This is a genomic window from Arcobacter sp. ISO1, from assembly GCF_058105185.1.
This window is the reverse complement of sequence record NZ_CM176573.1, coordinates 653,997-680,502: the sequence shown is the minus strand read 5'-3', so window position 1 is coordinate 680,502 and position 26,506 is coordinate 653,997. Positions and strand designations below refer to the sequence as shown.

26 protein-coding genes are annotated in these 26,506 nt (G+C 28.2%); 15 read left to right on the top strand and 11 right to left on the bottom strand.

Annotated features, from left to right (window positions below; translation table 11 throughout):
• Positions 1-149 precede the first annotated feature (149 nt).
• Positions 150-1,502, top strand: a complete 1,353-nt coding sequence (locus tag AC2TY9_RS03460; protein ID WP_489779543.1) for an MATE family efflux transporter — start codon at positions 150-152, stop codon at positions 1,500-1,502.
• Here AC2TY9_RS03460 and AC2TY9_RS03455 read toward each other — a convergent pair.
• Genes AC2TY9_RS03455 through AC2TY9_RS03440 form a run of 4 tightly spaced genes read right to left on the bottom strand, consistent with a single transcriptional unit; the run spans position 1,495 to position 3,908 of the window.
• Positions 1,495-2,190 carry a hypothetical protein gene (locus AC2TY9_RS03455; RefSeq protein WP_489779542.1) on the bottom strand — a complete coding sequence of 232 codons (696 nt, stop codon included), beginning with the start codon at positions 2,188-2,190 and terminating at the stop codon, positions 1,495-1,497. The two genes, AC2TY9_RS03460 and AC2TY9_RS03455, sit on opposite strands and share 8 nt — an antisense overlap.
• Complete coding sequence (locus AC2TY9_RS03450) at positions 2,183-3,004, bottom strand: MbnB/TglH/ChrH family RiPP precursor modification enzyme (RefSeq protein ID WP_489779541.1); 822 nt, start codon at positions 3,002-3,004, stop codon at positions 2,183-2,185. Before AC2TY9_RS03450 ends, AC2TY9_RS03455 begins: the two co-directional genes overlap by 8 nt.
• 14 nt (positions 3,005-3,018) lie before the next feature.
• The gene (locus tag AC2TY9_RS03445) at positions 3,019-3,294 is read right to left on the bottom strand and encodes a hypothetical protein (RefSeq protein ID WP_489779540.1); all 276 of its coding nucleotides are present in this window, start codon (positions 3,292-3,294) and stop codon (positions 3,019-3,021) included.
• Between the two features lie 35 nt (positions 3,295-3,329).
• Positions 3,330-3,908, bottom strand: a complete 579-nt coding sequence (locus AC2TY9_RS03440) for a YceI family protein (protein WP_489779539.1) — start codon at positions 3,906-3,908, stop codon at positions 3,330-3,332.
• Between the two features lie 107 nt (positions 3,909-4,015).
• On the opposite strand from AC2TY9_RS03440, the gene AC2TY9_RS03435 reads away from it, so the two are divergent.
• On the top strand, positions 4,016-4,675 hold the full coding sequence (locus AC2TY9_RS03435) for a response regulator transcription factor (protein WP_489779538.1): 660 nt from the start codon (positions 4,016-4,018) through the stop codon (positions 4,673-4,675).
• Positions 4,650-5,825, top strand: coding sequence for a sensor histidine kinase (locus AC2TY9_RS03430; protein ID WP_489779537.1), 1,176 nt, complete (start codon positions 4,650-4,652; stop codon positions 5,823-5,825). The genes AC2TY9_RS03435 and AC2TY9_RS03430 overlap by 26 nt, the downstream gene beginning before the upstream one ends.
• Here the strand turns inward: AC2TY9_RS03430 and AC2TY9_RS03425 are convergent.
• Positions 5,815-6,474 carry a response regulator transcription factor gene (locus AC2TY9_RS03425; RefSeq protein ID WP_489779536.1) on the bottom strand — a complete coding sequence of 220 codons (660 nt, stop codon included), beginning with the start codon at positions 6,472-6,474 and terminating at the stop codon, positions 5,815-5,817. The genes AC2TY9_RS03430 and AC2TY9_RS03425 overlap by 11 nt on opposite strands.
• A gap of 159 nt (positions 6,475-6,633) precedes the next feature.
• Here AC2TY9_RS03425 and AC2TY9_RS03420 point away from each other — a divergent pair, with 159 nt between their 5' ends.
• From AC2TY9_RS03420 to AC2TY9_RS03400, 5 genes are all read left to right on the top strand, one after another.
• Complete coding sequence (locus AC2TY9_RS03420; protein ID WP_489779535.1) at positions 6,634-7,707, top strand: sensor histidine kinase; 1,074 nt, start codon at positions 6,634-6,636, stop codon at positions 7,705-7,707.
• Positions 7,708-7,776: 69 nt separating this feature from the next.
• Complete coding sequence (locus tag AC2TY9_RS03415; RefSeq protein ID WP_489779534.1) at positions 7,777-8,157, top strand: FixH family protein; 381 nt, start codon at positions 7,777-7,779, stop codon at positions 8,155-8,157.
• Between the two features lie 8 nt (positions 8,158-8,165).
• Positions 8,166-9,368: a TolC family protein gene (locus tag AC2TY9_RS03410; RefSeq protein WP_489779533.1), complete on the top strand. Its 1,203-nt coding sequence runs from the start codon at positions 8,166-8,168 to the stop codon at positions 9,366-9,368.
• Positions 9,368-10,369 carry an efflux RND transporter periplasmic adaptor subunit gene (locus tag AC2TY9_RS03405; RefSeq protein ID WP_489779532.1) on the top strand — a complete coding sequence of 334 codons (1,002 nt, stop codon included), beginning with the start codon at positions 9,368-9,370 and terminating at the stop codon, positions 10,367-10,369. Before AC2TY9_RS03410 ends, AC2TY9_RS03405 begins: the two co-directional genes overlap by 1 nt.
• 9 nt (positions 10,370-10,378) lie before the next feature.
• Complete coding sequence (locus AC2TY9_RS03400) at positions 10,379-13,495, top strand: efflux RND transporter permease subunit (protein WP_489779531.1); 3,117 nt, start codon at positions 10,379-10,381, stop codon at positions 13,493-13,495.
• Positions 13,496-13,723: 228 nt separating this feature from the next.
• Here AC2TY9_RS03400 and rbp read toward each other — a convergent pair whose 3' ends face one another.
• The 6 genes from rbp to hisF all read right to left on the bottom strand — a co-directional run bounded on the left by rbp (position 13,724) and on the right by hisF (position 18,685).
• Positions 13,724-13,990 carry an RNA-binding regulator gene (rbp, locus tag AC2TY9_RS03395; RefSeq protein ID WP_489779530.1) on the bottom strand — a complete coding sequence of 89 codons (267 nt, stop codon included), beginning with the start codon at positions 13,988-13,990 and terminating at the stop codon, positions 13,724-13,726.
• Positions 13,991-14,062: 72 nt separating this feature from the next.
• The gene (gltX, locus tag AC2TY9_RS03390; RefSeq protein ID WP_489779529.1) at positions 14,063-15,469 is read right to left on the bottom strand and encodes a glutamate--tRNA ligase; all 1,407 of its coding nucleotides are present in this window, start codon (positions 15,467-15,469) and stop codon (positions 14,063-14,065) included.
• A gap of 93 nt (positions 15,470-15,562) precedes the next feature.
• Positions 15,563-16,633 (bottom strand): dual-specificity RNA methyltransferase RlmN, encoded by a 1,071-nt coding sequence (gene rlmN, locus AC2TY9_RS03385; protein ID WP_489779528.1) that lies wholly within the window; start codon positions 16,631-16,633, stop codon positions 15,563-15,565.
• Positions 16,634-16,711: 78 nt separating this feature from the next.
• On the bottom strand, positions 16,712-17,257 hold the full coding sequence (locus AC2TY9_RS03380; RefSeq protein ID WP_489779527.1) for a phosphorylase family protein: 546 nt from the start codon (positions 17,255-17,257) through the stop codon (positions 16,712-16,714).
• Positions 17,254-17,922 carry an SIMPL domain-containing protein gene (locus AC2TY9_RS03375; protein ID WP_489779526.1) on the bottom strand — a complete coding sequence of 223 codons (669 nt, stop codon included), beginning with the start codon at positions 17,920-17,922 and terminating at the stop codon, positions 17,254-17,256. The genes AC2TY9_RS03380 and AC2TY9_RS03375 overlap by 4 nt, the downstream gene beginning before the upstream one ends.
• A 1-nt stretch (position 17,923) precedes the next feature.
• Positions 17,924-18,685 carry an imidazole glycerol phosphate synthase subunit HisF gene (hisF, locus tag AC2TY9_RS03370; RefSeq protein WP_489779525.1) on the bottom strand — a complete coding sequence of 254 codons (762 nt, stop codon included), beginning with the start codon at positions 18,683-18,685 and terminating at the stop codon, positions 17,924-17,926.
• A gap of 71 nt (positions 18,686-18,756) precedes the next feature.
• Here hisF and rsmA point away from each other — a divergent pair, with 71 nt between their 5' ends.
• From rsmA to AC2TY9_RS03335, 7 genes are read left to right on the top strand one after another with little or no spacing between them, the layout of a single operon-like run.
• On the top strand, positions 18,757-19,557 hold the full coding sequence (gene rsmA, locus AC2TY9_RS03365) for a 16S rRNA (adenine(1518)-N(6)/adenine(1519)-N(6))-dimethyltransferase RsmA (protein WP_489779524.1): 801 nt from the start codon (positions 18,757-18,759) through the stop codon (positions 19,555-19,557).
• Positions 19,538-21,547, top strand: a complete 2,010-nt coding sequence (locus tag AC2TY9_RS03360; protein ID WP_489779523.1) for a ribonuclease J — start codon at positions 19,538-19,540, stop codon at positions 21,545-21,547. Before rsmA ends, AC2TY9_RS03360 begins: the two co-directional genes overlap by 20 nt.
• Positions 21,548-21,555: 8 nt before the next feature.
• Positions 21,556-22,521: a KpsF/GutQ family sugar-phosphate isomerase gene (locus AC2TY9_RS03355; protein WP_489779522.1), complete on the top strand. Its 966-nt coding sequence runs from the start codon at positions 21,556-21,558 to the stop codon at positions 22,519-22,521.
• Positions 22,522-22,535: 14 nt separating this feature from the next.
• Complete coding sequence (locus AC2TY9_RS03350) at positions 22,536-23,333, top strand: pseudouridine synthase (protein WP_489779521.1); 798 nt, start codon at positions 22,536-22,538, stop codon at positions 23,331-23,333.
• A complete protein-coding gene (locus tag AC2TY9_RS03345; protein ID WP_489779520.1) occupies positions 23,326-24,510 on the top strand; it encodes a replication-associated recombination protein A in 1,185 nt (394 codons plus the stop codon). Before AC2TY9_RS03350 ends, AC2TY9_RS03345 begins: the two co-directional genes overlap by 8 nt.
• A 16-nt stretch (positions 24,511-24,526) precedes the next feature.
• Positions 24,527-25,057, top strand: a complete 531-nt coding sequence (gene hemJ / locus AC2TY9_RS03340; protein ID WP_489779519.1) for a protoporphyrinogen oxidase HemJ — start codon at positions 24,527-24,529, stop codon at positions 25,055-25,057.
• Positions 25,054-26,472, top strand: a complete 1,419-nt coding sequence (locus AC2TY9_RS03335) for a PhoH family protein (RefSeq protein ID WP_489779518.1) — start codon at positions 25,054-25,056, stop codon at positions 26,470-26,472. The genes hemJ and AC2TY9_RS03335 overlap by 4 nt, the downstream gene beginning before the upstream one ends.
• The last annotated feature ends 34 nt before the right edge of the window (positions 26,473-26,506 follow it).

Here is a 26,506-nt window from a genome sequence, read left to right as displayed (position 1 = left end):
TTTATACTTCGTTTATAAAGTAAATATTTATCTTAAGACTGAATGATATTTTTCCTTTTCATGAAATCTCCTTCTAGCTTCATTCTTTTTTTGATAAATATTTAACTTTATTTGGTTATCATTCAGAAAATTCAAGCTAGTGATAAAATATGAAAAATAGATCAAAACACCTTTTAACAGATGAAATCCCATCACTTTTAAAACAAATAGCAATCCCGGCAAGTACAGGAATGTTTTTTAATACAATGTATAATGTAGTTGATACATTTTATGCTGGACTTATCTCAACCCAAGCAATCTCTGCCTTATCTTTATCTTTTATGATATTTTTTACTATTATTGGACTTGGATATGGATTTTCTTCAGCAATTACTGCTTTAATAGGTAATGCCTCGGGAAAAAGTAAAAAGTTTCTAGCTTCATTATATGCCCATAAGGGTATATTCTTTATGCAAATTTTAGCAGTTGCCTTAACTCTTATTGGCTTTTTAATATCTCCTTATTTATTTGGGGTACTAGGAGCAAGTGGTGAGTATTTAGAAATCTCATTAAATTATATAAATGTGATACTTGCAGGAACAATTTTCTTTATGACAAACTTTGCATTAAATGCAATTTTAGTATCTCAAGGGGATACAAAGTCTTATAGAAATACATTGATTTTTGGTTTTTTTGCAAATTTAATTTTAAACCCACTTTTTATTTATGGATTTTGGTTTATTCCTGCCATGGGAATTTCAGGAATTGCCTTTGCAACAGTATTAATTCAAGTTTTAAACAATATTTATATGTTAAAAAAAGTTTTAGAGACGAAACTTATTCATTTTGAAAATTTAAAATACTTCTATCCCCATTTAAAAATCTATAAAGATTTTATTATTCAAGGTATTCCATCTTCAATGAATATGCTTATTATGGCGATTGGTTCTATTATCTTGATGTATTTTGTTACACTTTATGGTGTAAAAGCAGTTGCTGGATATGGTATAGGATTTAGAGTTGAACAACTTATGCTTTTACCTGCACTTGGACTTAGTTCTGCTGTCTTGTCTATCATTTCAAACAATTATGGAGCAAGAAGGTATGATAGGGTTCAAGAGACTTTAAATACAGCGTTAAAGTATGGCTTTTATATCTCAACCTTTGGTATTATCTTTTTATATATATTTGGAAAACTAATCATTTCACAGTTTGATTCAGATGCAGAAGTTATTAGATATGGTCTTGATTATTTACTTGTTGAAGTATGGATATTTTATGCGTATGTAATTTTGTTTATTTGTGTTTCAACTTTACAAGCTATAAAAAAACCTAAAATGATATTGTATATTGCTTTATATAGACAGATTATTGCGAAATATTTAGTTGCTTATATCTTTGTAGTGTGGTTTGCTTTAGACTATTTTTATTTATGGTTTGGGATTTTAGTTATGATTTATTCTGCTGCAATATTTGCATACTTTTATACTCAAAACCTACTAAAAAAAGTACATATTAAATAAAAACTTTATTTTTATATAACTCTTTTAATGCAGGGGCTAGAAAGTTTTTAGCCTCTTTAAAATCTATATCATTTTCTTTAGATAACTTTTTTAAAGTTTTTCCAATAGTTTCATTTTTATTAAGTCTTTGAAATAAAATATAAATTAATTGGTTTATCTCTCTATAAATCACATCATCACTTTTAAAATCATAATAAATAACTAAGAAATTTTCTCTTTTTGTAGTGTGTTTATTATTTATAATATCGTATTTAAATCTTTTTATTCTACTACTGTTAGAAATCTTATAGGAATTTTTAAAACTAAAATTGTTTAGATTTTTATTTTTATATTCTGTCATTGAAAGCTCAATTTCAATCCAATCATAATATAAAAGATCATATAAGTATTTTTTTTTATCAAAAAGTTTTTGTTTTTTTACAAACTTTCTATAATCATTTGCTGCTTTCCATACAAAAGGAGTTTTTGGAGAACTTTCCATAAAAAGTTTTATGGACTCTTCTAAATTTTCTTCATTAATATATTCAAGGAATAGTGGGAATGAATTTTTTATAACTTCTTCATATCTATTATATACTAGATGTTGATAAACGTAGATATTTGTGTTCTCAAAACCTTTTTTTTGAGCCATTAAAATATCAAAAAATCTATCTTGTATATTTTTTTCTAAAGTCTCATTTTTAGGCATCTTTTACTCTTCTTACAATATTTTTCATTTGATTATATTCTATTTCAAGTTCACTTAATGGTGGAATATTATTATCCCTTTCAATCATAACAGGAGCATCAATTTGTTTTAATGTATATTCTAAAAGCTTCCAAACTCCAGAGCAGATTGGCATACCATGGGAATCGATTTTTAAATTTAATTCTTTATCGCTGTAGTGTCCAGCCATATGCATATATGCAACTTTGGTTTTATCAATCTGGTCAATAAATTTTCTAGCTTTAAATCCATGATTGACTGAATTTACAAACACATTGTTCACATCTAAAAGCATTTTTGCTCCTGATTTTTCAAACACTTCATTTATAAAATCAACCTCTTTCATCTCTGCATAAGGGGCGTAATAATAAGTTGCATTTTCAAGTATTAAATTTCTTTGAATAATATCCTCAACCTCTTTTATCTTATCACTTATAAAATTAACCATTTTTTTTGTCATTGGAACAGGTAATAATTCATAAGATTGTTTACCTTCAAAGGAAGAGAAAGAAAGATGTTCAGAATAGTATTCTATATTATATCTATCTAAAAAAGTTTTGATCTGTTTGACAAACTTTTTATCAAGTTTGCCAACAGAACCAATAGATAATGATAATCCATGGGCTACAGTTGGTTTAGAATTTACAGCTTGCTCAAAATCTTTTTCAAAAAGTTTTGGCATATGCATCCAGTTTTCAGGTGTAACTTCCCACCAATCTGGTTGAAAGTTACTATTTTTTATATCTAGTAAAAACTCACTTCTAAGACCAAGTCCGCAACCATTAAGATTTATCATTGTTGTTCACCGTTTCATCCACATTTATTAGCGCCACAAGCTCCAGTTGCTTTTTTCTTAGCTTCATCTTTTGCCCCTGCACCACATTTCCCATCAGCTTTTTTAACCATTTTTTTAGCTTCACCACCACACTTAGAAGATCCGCATGAACCTTTCTTCTCAACTTTTTTCTTAGCTTCACCACCACATTTAGAAGATCCACATGAACCACTACCTGCATAAGCACCTGTACTTGATAAAGCAGCTCCTAAAAGAACTCCAGCTAATTTAATTTTCGTATTTTTTTTCATTGTCATTTCCTTTTTTTTATATTATTTTATATTATTTATTGTTCAACTGCTTGAACTTCTACAATTAATTTTACAGTTTCACCTACAGCAAAGCCTCCGGCTTCTAAAACCTTATTCCATTTAAGATCATAATCCATTCTATTTATTTTACCTTCTAATGTGAAACCAACTCTATTATTACCTTGTAAATCTTTTATTGTTCCAATATCTTCAACTTTTAGCTTTACCTCCTTAGTAATTCCTCTAATTGTTAAATCTCCTACCATAACACCTTCATCACCATCTGCTTTGTAAGATTTCATATTAAAAATGATATTTGGATATTCTTTAGATAAGAAAAAATCCTCACTTCTTAGGTGATTATCTCTTTTTTCAATCCCAGTATCAATTGATGCGGTTTTAATTGTTGCTTCTAAAGAATTAAAAGATTTTGTTTTATGATCAAAATCAATCTTTGCATCATAATCAGTAAATTCACCCTTTACATTTGTAATCATTAGATGTTTTACAGAGAAACCAACATCACTATGCTTTGTATCTAAACTATGAGGTGTTGCATTTGCTAATGTTAAACCTAAAACTGATGTGAAAAGAAAAGTTTTAATAAGTTTCATTTAGTGCTCCTTTTTGTTTTGTTATTGGAAGTATAATTGAGTTTTGTTAAGTAAGTGTGTAGAGTATGTGTGGATTAATTATTTTATTATGTGATATAATATTCCCCATGAAAATACTACTTTTAGAAGATGATTTAATTTTAAATGAAATTGTTGAAGAGTTCTTATTAGACTTAGGTTATGAAGTAACAGTTGCATATGATGGTATGCATGCTAGTGAGATTATTTATGATGAACACTTTGATTTACTTATTTTAGATGTAAATGTTCCTAATATGACTGGTTTTGAGTTTTTAAAATCCTTAAGGGATAATAATATCACTACTCCTGCTATTTTTACTACCTCTTTAGATTCAGTTGATGATGTTGAAGAAGGTTTCAATTCTGGGGCTGATGATTATTTGAAAAAACCCTTTGAGTTAAAAGAATTAGAACTTAGAATAAACAACATAAAAAGACTTTTGCACATGGAAGATGATGAGTTAATTATTGGTGAGAATCTAAAATTTAATACAAAACTAAATTTCATTGACAATGACTCAATAAAAACAAAACTTCCTTTAAAAGAAGCACAAATTTTAAAATACCTTTTAAACAATACTAATAGATGTGTATCTCAAGATGAACTAAGTTCAAATATCTGGTCATATGAAGATTCACCAACTTCTTCTACAATTAGAACTTATATAAAAAATATTAGAAAGATTGTAGGTGATGAGTATATAGAAACAATAAAAGGGGTTGGTTATAGATTTAACAAGAAGTGAAAAAAATACTTTTAGAAGATTTTTAGGACTTTACCTAGGTTCTTCACTTATTTTACTTAGTATTATATTTTATTTATTTTATAAAATGGAATCTAAACTTCAATATGATTTAATCACTTCAAATATGCAAAATGTGGCAAGTAAAGTATCCTCAAGCATTATTTATGCCCATATGGCAAACCTAACAATAGATACAACAAAATTAACAAATTTCATAAAATACGAATACGCTTTATATGATAAGCAACATGCAAAGCTAATAGGAAACCTTTTAGTTAGTAAAGGAAAAGAGATTGATCTATCAAAAAAACTTCAAAAAGTTGATGATAGTTATGTTTTAGTTGAAAGTTCACCTAAAGGTCATTTAGGTGTTTATCATATTGTAATTAAGGAGAATATCTATCACGGAAGAATAGAAGCCTTACTTGAAAAACTCTATTTTTATTTCTTTTTAACTTTTTCTACTATAACTGTTATTGCTTATTATTTAGCTGGAATGTTTATTGCCCCAATTATTAATGAAAGAAAAAAATTAAACAACTTTATTAAAGACACAACCCATGAGTTAAATACCCCTATTACTGCTATTTTAATGAGTACGGGAAAAGGTGCACCAGCAACAGAAAAAAATCTGCAAAGGATAAATCTAAGTGCAAAAAGAATTTCTGAAATTTACAAAGATTTAGTTTATTTATTTTTGCAAGATAATAAAAAATCTAAGAAAGTAACTCAACTAAACATTGATGAAATTATAGTTGAACAACTTGAATATTTTGATTCTTTTGCTTCTAAAAAAAGATTAGAAATCACCTCCAATTTAGAGCCTACAAAGTTTACAATTGATAAAGAAAATTTCATTAGATTATTTAACAATCTAGTTTCAAATGCAATAAAATATAATACTGTAGGAGGTTCTATTAACATAGAACTTAAAAATAGCGTTCTAAAAATCAAAGATACAGGTATAGGTATTGCTGAGGATAAACTTGAAGATATTTTTAATAGATATTTTAGAGCTACAAAAGAGCAGGGTGGTTTTGGTATTGGATTAAACATTGTTTATCATATTTGTAAATCATATAATATAGCAATTGATGTTGAATCAAAAGAAAAAGAAGGGACTACTTTTATTTTAGATTTTAAAGGCTAAGTTTATACCCTATTGCTTTAATATTTAAAATCTTTTCTTTACCCAAAGTTTTACGAAGATTTTTTATATAAGTTCTAATAGTAGTATCAGTTGGAACTTCATCATAAACCCAATTATTGTTTGCAATCTCCTCAATTGATACAGCTTTATTTTTATTTTTTAAAAGGTATTCAAAAACCTTTGCTTCTATTTTTGAAAGTCTTGAACTAATCCCATTATTAAGTAATGTTTTACTATCAAAATCATATTCTATTGCATCTGATAGTTTTATTTTTCCATTACTTTCTATTTGTCTTAATCTTTTTATATTGTTTATTCTAAGTTCTAATTCACTTAAATGAAAAGGTTTTTTAATATAATCATCGGCTCCTGCTTCAAAACCATTTTTCATATCATTTGAAGTGTGTAGAGAGGTTATGTAAATAGTTGGAATATCAATAGAGTTTTCTTTTAAACTTTTTAATAAATCTAAGCCATTTATTGAGGGTACATTTACATCTAATAAAAGTAAATCAAAGCTATTTTCATAGATAGCTTCTAGGGCATCTTGACCATCATAAGTACTTACAACTTCATAGTTTAAATCAAGTAAAAATTCTTCAATAATCTCATTTAATAAGGTATCATCTTCTAAAAGTAATATATTCATAGTGTAAGTATATTAAATATTTTGTGTAAAGTATATGGAAAATTTCATCTATGATATAATATTTAAAAATTTATGGAGTTTAATATTAATTTAAATAGAAGTGAAAAAAGGACATTTTATAGATTTTTTGGATTATATTTAGGTGGTTCATTATTATTGATGGCATTAATAGCAATACTTTATTACCAAAATGAAAAGAAGTTATATTTTGATTTAACAAAAACAAAGATGCAAAATGTTGTTTCAAATATCTCTTCAAGAATCATCTTTGCTCATATGAGTGGTAACTCTTTAGACTTAAAACAGTTTTTAAAAAATGATATTTACAAAATCTCTTTTTATGATAGTGATAAGAAATTGATTGTAGGTAATCTAAATGAGAAAATTGATTTTTCAAAACAATTTATTCAAAATGAACAAAATTTTATATTGGTAAATGACTCTACTTATGGTCATTTGGGTATTTCTTATATTGTAATTCAAGAAAACCTTTTATTTAAAAGTCTAAAAAAAATTCAAGTAGATATTATCACTTTATTTTTAATTGTATATTCTGTTTTAGCTTTAATTGGTTTTTTCCTTGCGAAACTTCTTATTAAACCAATAAAAGATGAAAGGGAAAAACTTAACAATTTTATAAGAGATACAACCCATGAGTTAAACACTCCAATTAGTGCAATCTTGATGTCAAGTGAGAGTGAAGAATTGACTAAAAAACAGATAAAAAGAATTCAACTTGCAGCTAATAAGATTTCTGAAATATATAAAGATTTAACGTATGTTTTTTTAGAAGATAACTCAGAAAAGGAAGATTTTAAAAATATAAATCTTAAAGAGATAATAATTTCACAGTTAAAATATTTTGAAGCTTTAGCCGAAAGAAAAAAGATATCTATTTCTACCTCTTTAGAGGATACAAACTATTTTATTGATGAAAATGATTTTATTAGATTATTTAATAACATGCTTTCAAATGCTGTAAAATATAACAAAATGAAAGGTTCAATTTTTATAGAACTAAAAAACAATACTCTTACAATAAAAGATACTGGAATAGGTATAGAAGAGAAAAAAATAAATGATATTTTTAATAGATATTTTAGAGCCACAACTCAGAGCGGAGGCTTTGGAATAGGGCTTAATATTGTAAAAAATATTACTACTCAATACAACATTGATATTCAAGTTGATTCTAAAGTTAATGAGGGTACAACTTTTACATTAAAGTTTTAATCTCATTTTCTTCCACACTTTTTCCCCATTAGATTTTTATACTTCGTTAAATTTTTTAAAGGAGTAAAAATGAAATTAGTAAAATTAATTTCTATTTTAGCGCTTACTGTTGGTCTTTTATGGGCTGAACCTATTAATCTTTCTGGAAAAAAAGATGGATATGATCTAAATTTAGTATCAGAAAAATCATTAGTTGTTGGGGATAATATCTTTTATGTAACACTTTCAAAAGATGGTAAAGCATTAGAAGATGCAAAAGTTAAAGCAAAGTTTTTCATGCCAGAGATGCCAGGGATGCCATATATGGAACAAGTAGGAAAAGCAGAATTAGTTGATGGAAAATATAAAATATTAATCAACTTTTCAATGGGTGGAACTTGGCAATACCATTTAATGTTTAAAACAGCAGATGGCGAAGTTCATAAAATTAGATCAAGTGTAAATCTATAAGAGTTACCATGTTAAAAAAATCTTTAGTTATCGCTTCATTTTTTGTAATAACATCAAATGCCCAAACCCTTGACAATTTAGTTAACTCTTTACTTGAGAAAAACTATACGTTAAAAGAAATTAACAGCTCTACTGATGTTTTAAAAGAACAAATTGCTTTATCATATAAGTGGAATAATCCAATTTTGTCTTTTGGAGCTACAGACTTACAATTAAATGATATAACAAAAAGGGATAAAGAGCCTATGCAGGCACATTTTGTAGGAATTACACAAAATATACCCCTAGGCGATAAACTAGAGATTTCAAAAAATATTGCAGTTGATGATTATGAGATATCTAAATTTCAATTAGAAGATAAAAAGCTAGAGTTAAAAGCTTTAGTTTATGAATACGCTTTTAAAATTAAGCTCATTGAAGAAAGATTAGCTTTATTTGAAGAGTTTAAAATAAATACAAAAAAACTTGAGTCTCTTCTAAAAAATCTTTATCAATATAATAAATCTTCTCAAGAACAGATTATCAATACACAAATTATGTATAAAGAATTAAAATTAAGCTCTTCTAAACTTACAAGGGCACTTAATAGTTTAAAACTAAAACTAGAAAATCTTACCTATGAAAGAATTGAAACAATTGATTTTGATACAAGTTTACAAAAAAAAGATATTTCTATTGATATCTCAAACCATCCAAAGATTCTAGAGTTAAATAAACTTATAGAAAAAAGTTCAAAAATCTCTTCATTAGAAGAGGAAAAGAAATATTCAGATATAAAAATGAATCTAACATATTTCCAAAGGGATGAAAAATTTGAAGATTATGTTAATTTATCTTTTGCTATTCCACTTTCTGTTTATGGAAGTGAAGATATAAAAGCTACAAAAGCAAAATTAAAATCTGTACAATTAAAACACAAATTAGAAGATATAAAATTTAATTTCAAAAATAAAATTGAAACAATTAAACAAAATCTAGATGATTCACTAATAACTTTTAATATTATTCAAAAAGAGATTCTTCCAAAACAGGAAGAGTTACAAAAAATACTTGAAAACTATAATACAACTTTAATTTATAAAAAAATCGATACAAGAGTTCTAATAAAAAACCAAAATGAAATAATCAAATATAAATTAAAAGCCATTGATGAAAAAGAAAATTATTTCACTTCATTGGCAAAAACTTACTATTTTGACAAGGATTTATGATGAAAAGACTCATATTATCCCTAGTATTGGGCTTTACAGTACTAACTGCTCAAATTCTTGAAGTTGAGCAGTTGTTCAATAAAAAGCTTACAGAAGTAAAAAAAGAGCAAATAGGTACCTTAAAAAGCTTTTATGGGCATATGAAGATTAATGAAACAAAAATTTATGACATTGTTACTAGATTTGATGGATATGTAACAAATCTTGATGCAAATGAGCAATATAAATTTGTGAAAAAAGGTGAATCTTTATTTTCACTTTATTCAGATGAGATAAACTCAATTTCACAAGAGATAAAAATTGCAAAAAAAATTAACAAGAATTTACTGAAAGGAAATATTGAAAAATTAAAATCTTTAGATTTAGATAAAAGAACTATTAACAAAATAGTAAATTCAAAAAATGTAATTAAAGAGATTTCTATTAATTCTCCAATTAATTCTATTGTAGTAAAGAAAAATATCAATAATGGAAGTTTTGTAAAAAAAGGAAAACTTCTTTTACAACTTGCACCTTTAGATGAACTTTGGTTTATTGCTTCTGTGTATCAAAAAGATTTGACATTTTTAAAAGTGGGAATGGATGCAAAAATCATAATTGATGGATTTGAAAAACCTATTATTTCAAAAGTAGATAAGGTTTATCCAAATATTGATTTAAAAACTAAAACTGTAGATGTAAGGTTTATTGTTCCAAATGAAGATTTAAAACTATTTCCAAATATGTTTGCAAAAGTTTTGATACGGGATACAAAAAAAGAGATTTTAACTTTACCTAAAACTGCAGTTTTATCTAAGGGAGACAAATATTATGTCTTTGAGCAACTATCTAAATCACAATTTGAACCAATAGAGATACAAGCTAAAAGAATCTCTTCAAACAAATATGAAATTCTTGAAGGTTTAGAAGAGGGCAAAAAAGTAGTTAATAATGCGTTATTCTTACTTGATTCAGATGCAATTACAAATGGGCTGTATAGTTCAGATGATGATGACTGGTAGGATTAAGTCATGGTTGAAAGTATTATCTCTTATAGTATAAGAAATAAATTTCTTGTACTTTTTTCTATTATTGTTTTAACTTTTGGCTCTTTTGGGGCTGTTAAAAATACAAGTTTAGATGCCTTACCTGATTTATCACCACCACAAGTAATTGTACAAGTGAAGTGGCCAGGTCAAAGTCCAAAAACAATTGAGGAACAAGTTTCTTATCCACTTATTTCAAACCTTATGAGTCTTCCTGATATTGATACAGTAAGGGCAATGAGTTCATTTCAAAATGCCTTGATATATATTATATTTAAAGATGGAACAGATTTATATGATTCAAGAAATAGGATTTTAGAGCAGTTGTCTCAATTACAAGGAACTTTCCCTCAAGGTGTTAATGTTGCAATTGGTCCTGATGCTACAGGGGTAGGGTGGGCTTATGAATATGCTTTAAAATCAGATACAAAATCACTTGATGAGTTAAGATCATTACAAGATTACTATTATAAATTTGCCTTACTTGGAGTTGACGGTGTTAGTGAAATAGCATCTATTGGTGGTTTTATAAAAAATTATGAGATTACACTAGATCAAGGCAAAATGGTTCAATATGACATTTCAATAAATAAGATAAAAAAAGTCCTTACTTCAAGTAATGATGAAAAAGGTGGAAGAATCATTTTAGAAAATGGTTTTGAACATATGATTCAAGCCAAAGGATATTTAAAAAATAGATTTGATATTGAAAATATTACAATCAAAACTATTAATTCTATCCCACTTAAAATTAAAGATATAGCAGATGTTAATATAACTTCATCAAACAGACGAGGAATGGCTGATTTAAATGGTGAAGGAGAAACAGTTGGTGGTATTGTTGTTGTAAGATATGGGGAAAATCCATATGCAGTTATCAAAGCAGTAAAAGAAAAAATCAAAACCTTAAATGTTGAAGGTGTAGAAGTTGTAGAAACTTATGATAGGACATCATTAATTGATAAAGCAATTGATACTTTAAAAAATACCTTGATTGAAGAATCTATTATTGTTATGATTGTTAGTGCTTTATTTTTATTTCACTTTCGAAGTGCACTTATTATAATTATCACTTTACCAATTACTGTACTATTAACCTTTTTGCTTATGAAGGTTTTTGGACTAGGGTCTAATATAATGAGTTTAGGTGGTATTGCAATTGCTATTGGTGCAATGGTTGATGCAACTATTGTTATGGTAGAAAATGCCCATAAATATCTTCAAGGTAAAGAGAATATTTCAAATGAAGAAAGAATACAGATAATAATAAAATCTGCAAAACAAGTTGGTCGTCCAATTTTCTTTGCACTGATTTTAGTTGTAGTTTCATTCTTACCTATTTTTGCTTTAACAGGTCAAGAGGGAAGACTTTTTTCACCTTTAGCCTTTACTAAATCATTTGCTATGATTGCTGGGGCAATATTGTCTATTACTGTTGTTCCTATACTTATGATATTTTTTATTAAGGGTAAAATATTAAGTGAAGATAAAAACTTATTAAATAGATTTTTTATAAAACTTTATTCCCCTTTATTAAAAGTATCCCTAAAACTTAGGTTTTTTGTAGTGCTTATTTTTATAGGAACTTTATTAGCTTCATACCCAGTATATAAAAAACAAAACTGGGAATTTATGCCTATGATGAATGAGCAAACTTTTATGTATATGCCTGTAACTCCATATGGAATTGGGGTTGATTTATCTAAAGAATTAACACAAAAAACTGATAAAATTTTGAAATCATTTCCTGAAGTTGATACAGTTTTTGGTAAAGCTGGTCGAGCTGATACTGCAACGGATCCAGCTCCTCTTGCTATGATTGAAACAATTGTAACTTTTAAGCCTGAGGATCAATGGCGTCCTGGCATGACATATAAAAAATTAATGTCTGAAATGGATAAGAAACTTCAAGTAGCTGGACTTATAAATTCATGGACATATCCAATTAGAGGTAGAATTGATATGCTTCTAACTGGTATTAGAACACCTCTTGGTATAAAGCTTTATGGAAATGACCATCAAGTTTTAGAAGATAAAGCTGGTGAAATCGAAAAAGTATTAAAAAAATACGACAAGACACTTTCTGTTTCCACTGATAAAATAAATTCGGGATATTATCTAAATATTAATTTAGATGAAGAGATGATTAGTAGATTTGGGATTACTAAAAATGATATTCTGTCAACTATCTCTTTAGGTGTTGCTGGAGCAAAAGTTTCTACACTTTTAGATGGCTTAGAAAGATATCCTATTAGTTTAAGATTTGAAACAACTCAAAGGGAAGATATTACTTCATTAAACAATCTTCAAGTTAAAACTAAACTTGGATTCCAACCTTTAAGTATATTTGCTAAGTTAAAATATGAAGAGGGACCTTCTGTAATAAAATCTGAAAAAGCTTTAAATGTAAACTTTATTTATATTACACCTAAAAGTGGTGTTTCTGCAACTGCATATAAACAGGAGGCTAAAAATTTATTAAAAGATCTAAAGCTTCCAGAGGGCTTTTATTTCGAGTGGGCTGGACAAAGTGAGTATTTAGAATCTGCAATGGAAAGATTAACTTATATTATTCCATTGACTTTTGTAATAATCTTTATTCTAATATTCTTTGCCCTTAGAAATATTATATATACATTTATAATATTCTTTACCTTACCATTTGCCTTAACAGGTGGGATATTTTATTTAGAGTATTTAAACTTTAATATCTCAATTGCAGTTATTGTTGGTTTCCTAGCTTTACTAGGGGTTGCAGCTGAAACCTCAATTGTAATGTTAGTATATTTACACGAAGCTATGGATAATCTTGTAGAAAAATGCCCTGAACCAGAAAAAGAACATATTTTCCATGCTATTTATAAAGGTGCAGTTCTTAGACTAAGACCAAAACTCATGACTCTATTTGCAATCTTAGGAGGGCTTATCCCTATTATGTATATTGATGGTGTAGGTAGTGAAGTTATGCAAAGAATCGCAGCACCTATGATAGGTGGTATGGTATCATCTGCATTTTTAACTTTAGTTATTATCCCTGCAGTGTTTTATATATTAGCACTAAAAAAAGGTGGTAATATGGCAAAATGTGATAAATCCAATTAATTTGTAGATTAATCCCACGTTTACTACACAAAAAGAGTTTATAATACTCTTACAGTTTTAGAAAAACTATGACAACAACCAACATTAAATATAGTGAAACTTGAAATTTATTTTGACAGTGTGACAACCAACATAAAATTCTTCTCCTTAATCAAGTTTCATTATATTAAACTCGTTAAAAATTCAAATTTTATGTAAAGTTGCTAAAAAAGTAAAAAAAGATGAAGATTAGTATTGTCTTCTAGGTCTTTCTTCTCTTGGTTTTGCTTCATTAACTCTAAGCGATCTACCTTCAATCTCATTTCCGTTTAAAGATTCAATAGCTTCATTTCCAGCAAGTTCAGTCATCATTTCAACGAAACCAAATCCTTTAGATCTACCAGTTTCTCTATCCATAATCACTTTAGCACTCTTTACTTCACCAAATTTAGCAAAAATTTTCTCTAAATCACTATCACTCATTCTATATGATAGATTACCAACATAAATGTTCATTATTCCTCTTCCTTAATTAAAGTAATGAACATTATGCCGTATTTATTGATAATTAGCAAGTATATTTTCTAATTATTTATCAAAATTTCGCTTAATTGCGCTGTTTATTCTCTTTTTTACCTCTTCAAAACCTAAAATTGCCATAATATCATAAACTGATGGAGCTTGTGTTCCTCCTGTTAATGCAATCCTAATTGGTTGGAAAAGTTGAGGGAATTTTAGCTCAAATTCTTCAATAAATGGCTTTGTAATTAGTTCATAATCACATGCTAAGTGAAGAGTTTCTTTCTTTTCTTCTAAAAGTTGTATATATGTTTCTAAGATTTTAATAGTATTCTCTTTTACAAACTTTTTACTTCCTTTTGCTTCATACTCTGCTGGAACTTCAAGAATTTTATTTATTGCATCTTTTAATTCAACTAAAGTTTGAGCTCTTTCCTTTGAAAGATCTAATAACATCTCTTTTTTATCATGTCCTTCTAAATGACAATCAAAAAACTTCAATTCTTCAGAAAGCCTTTCATTAGATACATTTTTAATATAATGTGCATTTAGCCATAAAAGTTTTTCTTCATTGTATGAAGAAGCAGACTTGTTAATATTTGTTGGATCAAAAAGCTCTAACATCTCTTCTCTTGAAAATATCTCTTGATCACCATTTGACCATCCAAGTCTTACTAAAAAGTTTAATAGTGCTTCAGGTAAGTATCCTTTTCTTTTATAATCCATTACATCTAGTGCACCATCTCTTTTTGATAATTTTTTCCCTTGAGGATTATTAATCATTGGAACATGATAAAATTTTGGAACATCAAATCCTAATGCTTCATAGATAATGATTTGTTTTGCTGTATTTGTTAAGTGGTCATCACCTCTAATTACATCAGTCATTTCCATTAAAGCATCATCAATAGTTACAACAAAATTATAAGTTGGTATACCATTACTTCTGGCAATTACAAAGTCATCAACTTCAGAACATTCAAAATTCATAATTGATTTAACACCATCAATAAAAGTGATTTTACCTTCTAAAGGGGCTTTAATTCTTATAACTGGTTCAACTCCTTCTGGTATTTCTGGCAAAGTTTTACCCTCTTGTGGTCTCCATGTTCCATCATATCTTGGAGTTTGTTTATTCGCCATTTGAGTTTCTCTTAAATTATCAAGTTCTTCTTTACTCATATAACAATAATAAGCTTTACCTTGATCAAGTAGTTGTTGAATATATTTTTTATAAATATCTAGTCTTTGAGATTGATATTCAACTTCACCATCATAACTTAAGCCTACCCAGTCAAAAGCTTCAAGTATTGCACTCATAGCTTGTTCATTGTTTCTTTGAGTATCTGTGTCTTCTATTCTTAATCTAAATGTTCCATTATTTTTTCTAGCCCATAAAAAACTATATAAAGCAGTTCTTAATCCACCAATATGTAAATATCCAGTTGGGCTTGGAGCAAATCTAGTAACAGTCATAATTTTCCTTATTTATCTTATTTGTTGTTATTTATAAAAAAACCTATTGCTGATAAAATTGCAACGGCTGCAATAAAAATTAACATTGCATAATCAAGAGCTTGCATTAGCATCCTTCTCTTTTAGTTGACCACATGCTGCGGAGATATCAAGACCTTTTGATTCTCGTATTGTACATAGAAGTCCTCTACTTGTTAAATAATCTTGGAATTTTATCATATCGTTCCTTTCGGGTCTTTGATATGATGTACCTGGATATGGATTAAAATAGATTAGATTTACTTTAGCTTTAATCCCATCAAGTAAGTTTAAGAGTTTTTTAGCACTTGCTATATCATCATTTTTATCTTTTATAACCAAATACTCGAACATAACCTTTTTTCTAGTATCAACTGGAAACTTTTTAACTGCATCAATTATTGATTTAATATTGTATGCTTTATTCATAGGGATAAGTTCACTTCTTAAGTCATCATCAACTGCATGTAAAGATATTGCAAGTTGAATACCTAAGTTTTCATTACCTAGTTTTTCAATTTTTGTTGAAAGCCCAGATGTTGAAACAGTTTGTCTTCTTCTATTTATTGAAAGTCCCTCTTCTTGAGAAAATACTTTTACAGAGTGAACAAAATTATTGTAATTGTCTAATGGTTCACCCATTCCCATATATACAATATTTAACGATTTATTCTCAGCTATATTATTATCTCTTTTTATCTCTACTATTTGGTCAACAATTTCTCCAACAGTTAGGTTCCTTACAAAACCACCCTTTGCAGTTAGGCAAAAAGTACACCCCACTTTACAACCAACTTGTGTTGAGATACAGACAGTAAACTGTTCACTTCTTTCAATAGAGCCATCTTCATTTATTTTTTTCTTTTTCATTAATAGCAAAACAGCTTCAACTGTATGTCCATCTCTTAGTCTAAATAGATATTTTATACTTCCATCTGTGCTTTGTTCTTTTTTAACAATCTCAAGAATATTAATTGGGTAATTTTCTTCTAGTGTTTGTTTTAAATCATTTGGAATATTTTTCATCTCTTCATAAGAATTTGCATATTTTTTGTATATCCAATTATAAACTTGCTTTGCTCTAAAGCTTGGTTTTAATTGTTCCTTTAATTCATCTAATGTGTAATCGTAAATTGAATTTTCCAATTTTATCCTTTCCTTGTTTCACGTGAAACGTCCTATAAAAAACTAAATATTTTAGCTTTAAACCTATAATGTGTAATGCTATGCATCATAGTTGATAATATTTTTATCAACAAGATATTTTGTTAACTTAGACATGGCTTCTTTATGATTTTTCATAAAATCATCATGTGCATTTTTATTTGTGTAGTTCGTGATAATAAATATCCCTGCTACTGGTATCTCAAACTCACGAGCAACTTGTACAATAGAAAAAAACTCCATGTTTTCAATACCAATACCATAATTTTTATAATTTTTTGCCAAGTCAAGATTTGTAGATATATAGTTTGAACTATTTACAATTGTATCATTTCTAACTAGCTTATTTTCTGATTCTAGCACATTATCTAATGGAGTAAAAGAATCATCTCTTAAAAAAGATATTTCCAAATTCGAAGCCTTTTTTGATTCAACTATATCAAAGATATTATGTTCACCATAGCTTCCTGCACTACCTACAAACAGTAAGAAATCTGGCTTGTCCAATATACATTTTCTTGTTAAATTAATGGCTGTTTCAATAAGACCCACCCCAACAGGTTCTGCAAAATTAAAAGTTTCATTTCTTCCTGCGCAAACTATCATTTACATTCCATTGTATAATTTGAATATATAACTATGTTTTCTTGTTTAGTATCAGGTATTGGGATTCTTTTATTTTTTATATTACTTGTTGAATATATTTTATCTGTATTTGTACTCATTAGTTGATTGTCTTTGTCAATTTCAATACTTTTTAAAGTACAATTTTTATTTAAATCGTTTGAGATATTTTTTATGTAATTGATTCCCCAATTTACTGCTTCTAATCTTAATAGATCAAAAGTTACATTGTATGTATCTTCAGGAACGCTCCATGCAAGATTGTTTAAAGAAATCTCAGTATCTCTATTTCTTTTTAGTTTAGTCAACTCTGAAATAAATTCATCCATATTATTTGCTTTATATGAATTTACTTTATATCTTAATTCACCTATATATCCAGATACTTTAGGTGTATTCATTGCATGCTTATATTTAGGTCTTATTGTGAAACTGATAAACTTTTTTTCAACTTTATCAAACTGTTTTATAGTTTCATTAAATTTGTTTAATCTTTGTTCTAATCTATTTTGTTTATTCTCATCAATAGTTATTCTAATATTTGTTGTTAATGTGTCATGTGGAAGTTCATGTTTAAATTTTTTTTCAAATTTTAACTCAAATGAGAAAAGAAAAATTGGAAGAACAAGTAGACTTAATAGTTTCATTTTATATCCTTACAGGTATATTGTTTTCCCTTAAATAGTGTTTTAATTCCATTATATCAATCTCTTTAAAATGGAAAATTGATGCAGCTAATGCAGCACTAGCTCCATGGGTAAATGCCTCTTTCATATGTTCCATAGTCCCAGCGCCACCACTTGCAATAACAGGAATATCTACTAAAGATGAAATTTTTTCAGTAATATTAAGTTCAAAACCAGATTTTGCACCATCTGTGTCCATTGAAGTTAAAAGTATTTCTCCTGCCCCTCTATCATAAACCTCTTTAGCCCACTGTAAAGCATCAATTCCTGTATCTTCTCTACCACCTTTTACAAACACATGGTAAGAACCATCGGCAACTTTTTTTACATCAATTGCCACAACTATACATTGACTTCCAAATCTTTTAGCACCTTCATTGATAAAGTCTGGATTAACAACTGCTGAAGAGTTTATTGAAACTTTATCACAGCCTACATTAAGGAGTTTATAGATGTCTTCTAACTTTCTTATACCTCCACCAACAGTTAATGGGATAAAGACCTCTTTAGCAACACTTTTTACAATATCAACTATAGTATCTCTGTTTTCATGGCTTGCAGTAATATCTAAAAAAGTTATCTCATCGGCACCTTCATTATTGTATCTTTTTGCAACTTCTACAGGATCACCAGCATCTCGTAAACCTACAAAATTTACACCCTTTACAACTCTACCATCTTTTACATCTAGACATGGGATAATTCTTTTTGCAAAATAACTCAAATTAGTTCCTTCATTTTTATGGAAAAATCTTATCTAATTGTAAGTTAAAAGCAGATATACTCTTTATTCTTATGGAAAAAGTTATAGCAAAAAAGAAATTTGGACAAAATTTCTTAAAAGATAGTACCGTACTTAATAGGATCATCCAATCGATGCCCAACAACAATAATCATATTGTGGAAATTGGGCCTGGATTAGGTGATTTGACAAAAAATTTAGTCAAGTACAAAGACACGACTGCATATGAAGTCGATACTGATCTAATCGGTATATTAAAATCTAAGTTTGCAAAAGAGATAGAAGAAAAGCGTTTTGAACTGATCCACACTGATGTTTTAGATGTTTGGGAACAAAAAGGTAGTTTATATGAAGGCAAATATGATTTAATTGCCAATTTACCGTACTATATTGCAACAAATATTATATTAAGAGCATTTGAAGATGTTAACTGTGAAAATATAATTGTAATGATTCAAAAAGAAGTGGCTGAAAAGTTCTCTGCAAAAGAGGGTGATAAAGAGTTTTCTTCCTTAGGGGTTATTACAAAATTGGTTTCAAAAGAGAGTAGGTTACTATTTGATGTACCTCCAGAATCTTTTGATCCCCCACCAAAAGTTATCTCTTCAATTCTATATGTATCAAAAGATACAAATGTAGAATTAGATAAAGATTTTAAAAAGTTTTTGAAGGCATGTTTCGTACAGCCAAGAAAAAAATTATCAAAAAATCTTTTATCAGTAGTTGATAAAGAGTTTTTATCTAATATCTACAATGAACTTAATATAAAAGAGACTTTACGACCTCATGAAGTAAGTGCGTCTTTGTATAGCCAAATGTATACAAAGGTTAAGAATGGAAAAAAACGAGGCTAAAAATCAAGAAGATATAGCTAAAAACGATGGTACTTCAACAGAAGAAAAACCAAAGCAACAAAACAACAGAAGAAAGCCTAGAACTAATCAAGGTAATCAAAACAAACAACAAAATCAAAATACTAATAATTCTTCTGAAGCTAATGGTGAGAACCAAAGACAAAATAATGGTAATCAACAAAAAAGAAAAAGAAATAATAACAATAGGGCAAAGACTTATTCATCAAGAACAAATAGTGCTTGGATAAATGATTTAAAAAAAGCTCATATTATCAATGAAAAATCACACAAAGAGAGATTAAACCCTCACAATAAATTAAACCTTTCTACTAATGCAAAAGTTAGAATCACTCCACTTGGAGGTTTAGGTGAAATTGGTGGGAATATGATGGTAATTGAAACTGAAAAGTCTGCAATTATTGTTGATGTAGGTATGAGTTTCCCTGATGAAGATATGCACGGTGTTGATATTTTAATCCCAGATTTCACTTATATTAGACAAATTAAAGATAAAATTGAAGCTGTTGTAATTACACATGGACATGAAGACCACATTGGTGCGATGCCTTATCTTTATAAAGAGTTACAATTCCCAATTTATGGTACTTCGTTGCCATTGGAGATGATTGGTTCAAAATTTGATGAACATAAAATCAAACAATACAGAGAATTATTTAAACCAGTAGAGAAAAGAGTTCCAATTAAAATTGGTGATTTTGAAATCGAATGGATGCATATTACTCACTCAATTATTGATGCTTCTTCTTTAGCAATTAAAACTGAAGCTGGAACAATTATTCACACAGGTGATTTTAAAATTGATCATACTCCAATTGATGGATTTCCAACTGATTTACATAGATTTGCTCATTATGGGGAAGAGGGTGTTTTATTATTAATGTCTGATTCTACAAACTCACATACTCCAGGTTTTACAAAATCTGAAAAAACTGTAGGTCCAACGTTTGATAGACTTTTCTCTACTTCAAAAGGTAGAGTTATCATGTCTACTTTCTCATCAAATATTCACAGAGTTGCACAAGCAATTGAACATGGAATTAAATATGGAAGAAAGGTATGTGTAATTGGAAGATCTATGGAGAAAAACTTAGACTTAGCAATGAGCTTAGGCTATATTAAATTTCCAAAAGATCAATTTATTGATGCCCATGAAGTAAATAAATATAAAGATAGTGAAGTACTTATTGTAACAACTGGTTCTCAAGGAGAATCAATGAGTGCCTTATATAGAATGTCAATACATGAACATAGACATATAAAGATTAAACCAGGTGATCAAATCATTTTATCTGCTAAAGCTATTCCAGGTAATGAGGCAAGTGTTTCTCAAATCATAAACCATTTACTAAAAGCAGGTGCTCAAGTAGCATATCAAGACTTTAGTGAAATACACGTTTCTGGACATGCTGCACAAGAAGAACAAAAACTTATGTTAAGACTTGTAAAACCAAAATTCTTTATGCCAATACATGGTGAATATAACCATGCAGTAAAACATCAAAAAACAGGTATCGACTGTGGTGTATTAGAGAGAAATACTTATATTATGAGTGATGGTGAACAAGTTGAAGTTAGCCCTAAATATCTTAAAAAAGTAAAAAGTGTAAAAACTGGTAAGGTTTATATTGACAACCAATTAAACAACAAAATTTCAGATGATATTGTAATGGATAGACAAACAATGGCAAATGAAGGTGTTGTTATGATTGTTGCTCAAATAAATGAAGATGACAGAAAAATGGAACAAAGACCAAAAGTTTCTTCATTTGGTTTAGTACCAGATAAATTAGATAAACAATTCTCAAAAGAGATTGAAGATTTATTGCTAACTTTCTTACAAAACGTAAAAGAGGGTATTTTCAAAAACAATAAAATTGTTGAAGATGAAATTAGGAAAGTTGTTAGAAAACATTGTATTAGAAAATACAAAAAATACCCAGTGATAGTTCCAACAATTTTTGTTATATAAGGTTTAAAATGGATTTTAATAAAATTGCCCAAGAGGTATTAGATACAGAAGCAAATGAATTAATAAATGCTTCAAAAAATATTTCTGATTTTGATTTAGAAAAAGCTATAGAGTTAATTGTTAACTGTAAAGGAAAACTTATAGTTACAGGTGTAGGAAAATCAGGATTAGTAGGAGCAAAAATTGCTGCTACACTAGCTAGTACAGGAACATCATCGTTCTTCCTTCACCCTACAGAAGCTATGCATGGTGATTTAGGTATGATTGGGAAAGATGATATTGTTCTAGGTATTTCATATAGTGGAGAGAGTGAAGAGTTGATACAACTACTTCCTCATCTAAAAAGATTTGATATACCATTAATTGCAATGGCTAAAAATAAAAACTCTACTTTAGGTAAATATTCAGATTTCTTTTTTGATATTTCTGTATCAAAAGAGGCTTGTCCATTAGACACAGCTCCAACTTCTTCTACAACTTTAACTATGGCTATGGGTGATGTACTTGCTGTTTGCTTGATGAAAAAAAGAAATTTTCAAAAAGAGGATTTCGCATCATTTCATCCAGGTGGAAGTTTAGGAAAAAAACTATTTATTAAAGTTTCTGACCTATTAAGAACTGAAGATTTACCAATTGTTTCACGTGAAACAAAACTAAAAGATGCAATTGTAACTATGAGTGAAGGTAGACTTGGAAATGTATTAATTACAGATGAAGAGGGTAAACTAAGCTCTGTTTTAAGTGATGGGGATTTAAGAAGAGCTTTAATGAAAGATGACTTTTCAATGGACTGTGAAATTGAAGAGATTGCAACAAAAAATCCAAAAGTGATAGATGACCAAAATATCTTAGCAAGTGATGCACTTAAAATTGTTGAAGATTTTAAAATTCAATTACTAATTATCACTGATAAAGATAAAAAAATAGTTGGTGTTTTACACATTCATGACCTGATAGAAGCAGGTATAAAATAAACCAAAGGAATGCCATGAAAGGCAAAAACGAAGAGCAGGTTGAAGAGCTAACTAGATTAAATAAATTTATCTCTCATAATAGTAATTATTCAAGAAGAGAAGCTGATAAGATAATAGAAGAGGGTAAAGTATCAATAAATGGTAATCCAGTAAAAAACCTTGCTACTAAAGTTAAACATGACGATATAGTAAGAATTGGTAAAAAGATTATCAAAGAAGATAAAAATAGAATGTATACAGTAATTATGTATAATAAGCCAAAAGGGGAACTTGTAACCAAAAATGACCCGCAAGGTAGAAAAGTTATCTTTGATTCTTTAGATAAAAAATATAAACACTTTATGCCAATTGGAAGACTTGATTATGCAAGTGAAGGTTTGATTCTTTTAACTGATTCAGTTGATGTAGCTAATAAATTAATGCATTCAAAACTTGAAAGAATTTATAAAATCAAAGTAAATGGTGAAATACACAAAAAGATTGAAGAAGCAATGTTAAATGGACTTGAACTTGAAGATGCAACTACAGGAGCCCATGAAAAATCAAAAATAAAATCGATGAACTTTGATCCATTTGTAGCATACCAAATAATCTCAAATAATAAGAATTTTTCTAAACTAAAAGTTGCAATAGCAGAAGGAAAGAATAGAGAACTTAGAAGATTTTTTGGACATTTTGGTTTAGAAGTTATGGACTTAAAAAGATTTGAGTTTGGTGGGATTTCACTAAACAATCTTCCTACAGGAAAATCAAGATATTTAACAAGAGATGAATATAAAGATTTGAGATTATTCCTAAACGAAAATGAATGATTTAGCTAACAAATTACGTCCACAAAATCTAGATGATTTTGTAGGACAAACTCACATTATTGGAAAAAATAAAGCCCTTTATAAACTAATAGAAAAAAAAGAGATACCACATCTATTTTTTTATGGAAAACCAGGAACAGGAAAAACTACCTTAGCAAAAATCATTGCAAAATACATTGGAACTGATTACTACTATTTTAATGCTACATCTATAAAAATTGATGATTTAAGAAAGATTTTTACAAGATATAAAGATTCACTAATAAAACCAATTATGTTTATAGATGAAGTTCATCGTCTTTCAAAAAATCAGCAAGAGGTTTTACTTCCAATTATGGAAAACTATGAAGCGATAATAATTGGTGCAAGTACAGAAAATCCTTTCTTTACTTTAACAAGTGCAATTAGATCTAGGTCTTTTTTATATGAGTTTAAAGCCTTTACAAAAGAAGATATGAATAAGGTACTTGATAAAGCAATTGCAAATACCCAAATAAAGATAAATGAAGAGGCAAGAGAGTACTTAATACTATCAAGTAGTGGTGATGCTAGGGCTATGTTAAATCTTCTTAATTTTGCCATTAAAATTGATTTTGATGTAAAGTATGAAACATTAAAAGAATTAAGAGAAAATGTAATAGGTGATGGAGTTAGTTCTAAAGATTCTCACTACGATTTGGCTAGTGCAATGATAAAATCTCTTAGGGGCTCAGATGTAGATGCCGCTTTATACTACTTAGCTAGATTAATTGATGGTGGAGAGAGTGTTGAATTTATCACAAGAAGATTAGTAATCTTTGCTAGTGAAGATATTGGTAATGCAAATCCAAATGCTCTAAATCTTGCAGTAAGTACAATGTTAGCAACATCAAAGATTGGATATCCAGAAAGTAGAATTCTACTAGGACAATGTGCAATATATTTAGCATCATGTCCTAAATCGAATTCTGCATATATGGGAATCAATAAAGCACTTAATGAAGTAAAAAATGGTAAAATTTTAGATATACCAAAACATCTTGATAGTCAGCATGTTGGGTATTTGTATCCGCACGATTTCGGAGGATGGGTAAAGCAAGAGTATTTGACAAAGCCTTTAAGATTATATGAATCGCTAAATGTAGGGTACGAAAAAACATTAAATGAGTGGCTTTTAAAAATAAAAGGCCAAGATTAAAACTTAAAGGGTGAAAATGGACGTTTTCTTAGAGTACTATCTATGGATAGTAGTTTTTCACGTTATGGCAATGATGTCATGGATGGCAATGCTATTCTATCAGCCAAGGCTATATGTTTATCATACCGAACATAAAAACAAAAAAGACTTTGTTGATGTAGTAAAAATCCAAGAGTACAAGATGTACAAGTATATTGGTTTACCTGCTATGTGGGCAACTTTTATTAGTGGTGTTTTTATGATTTATCTAAGACCAGATTTACTAGAAGGTGATGGTTGGATGGTAGCTAAAATTGTTGCTGTATTAATTTTAATGGCATATTCTTTTTCATTAGAATATTATAGAGTTCAATTGGAAAAAGGAAACTTTACCAAAAGTGGTAATTTCTTTAGAGCATATAATGAAGTTCCTACAGTATTATCTATTTTGATTGTAGGTTATGTAATTACAAAAACTTTTTCTATTTGGTTTACTATTCTTACACTTCTTTTTGGAGTATTTATTATATACAAAGTATTAAAACAAAAACCAAAAGATGCTGAATGAATTTTGAAAAAATCTATGTATTAGACACAAATATCTTGCTTGAAGATGCAACAAATATCTTCAAGCTAAGTGATGAAAATAAAAATCTAATTGTATTACCTGAAACAGTTTTAGATGAGATTGATACAAAAAAAAGTGGTTTCGATGAGATAAACTTCCAAGCAAGAGAGTTTGCAAGAATACTTGAAAACTCTGATATTATAAGTTCAAAAAATAAAGATGGACATAAAATTGTAAGACTTGAAATTTATGGAAATAAAAATGCAACAATAGATGTAATTTCTAAAGAAGATTATGATTTAAATACAAAAAATGTTGCCTTAAATATCATAAATGATAGAAAGATTTTAGAAATTGCAAAATATTGTTTTAAATACTATGAAAATTCAGATATTACATTTTTATCACTTGACATAATGGCAAGAACAAGAGCTGTAAGTTTAGATATAAAAACTGATTCATTAATTGGCTCTGATAAAGAAGAGTTTAATTATGAGTTTATAAAAACTATTGAAATACCCTTTGAAAAAACAGAGTTCTTAGAAGATTCATTAATTACTGATTTTGATGAAGATTATAGGCCATATAACTTTTGTTACTGTTTCAAAGTAAAAAGTTCAGATCAAATTATTTTGACCTTTGTTCAAAATAAAAGAATTTATCTTCTTGATGAAACAGAGATTAGAAATCAAATAATTGTTCCGCTTAATAAAGAGCAATTATTTTTCTCAAATGCGATACTTTCACATTTTTACAATGTTTTAATTGTAGAAGCTAAAGCAGGGTCAGGTAAAACTTTATTAGCTTTAAGTGGTGCTTTAAAACTTGTAAGACAAAAGTACTTTCAAAAAATTATATATATCAGAAATTCGATTGAATCATTAGATAAGGGTGAAGATGTTGGTTATCTTCCAGGTTTAGAAGAAAAATTTAAAATCTATAATCATCCCTTGATGGACAGTTTAGATTACATTATAAGAACTGAATATAAAAAGAAACAATCAAATAGAAGAAACAATGAAAATATTCAAGAATTAGATGATCAAGAAGTAAGTCAAAGGGTAGAACAACTTATTCAAAATTATGGAATTGAAACCATGTGGGTAGGTGAGATGAGAGGAAGAACTTTATCAAATGCTTTTGTAATTATTGATGAAGCACAAAACATGTCAAATAAAACTATGCAAATGGTATTATCAAGAATTGATAATTCATGTAAAGTTGTTGTATTAGGAAGTAATAAACAAATTGATAATTTCTATGTTAATAAACACACAAACTCATTGACTACACTTTTAAACTCAACAAAAAATGGAAGTGAATTAGTTAACACTTTTGCAATTAAACTTCAAAAAGTTCTTAGAGGTCCAATCACTGAATGGGCAGAACAAATTTTCTCTACTAAAAACAAATAATGACTTATTAAAATAAATTTTGATACCTTTACTA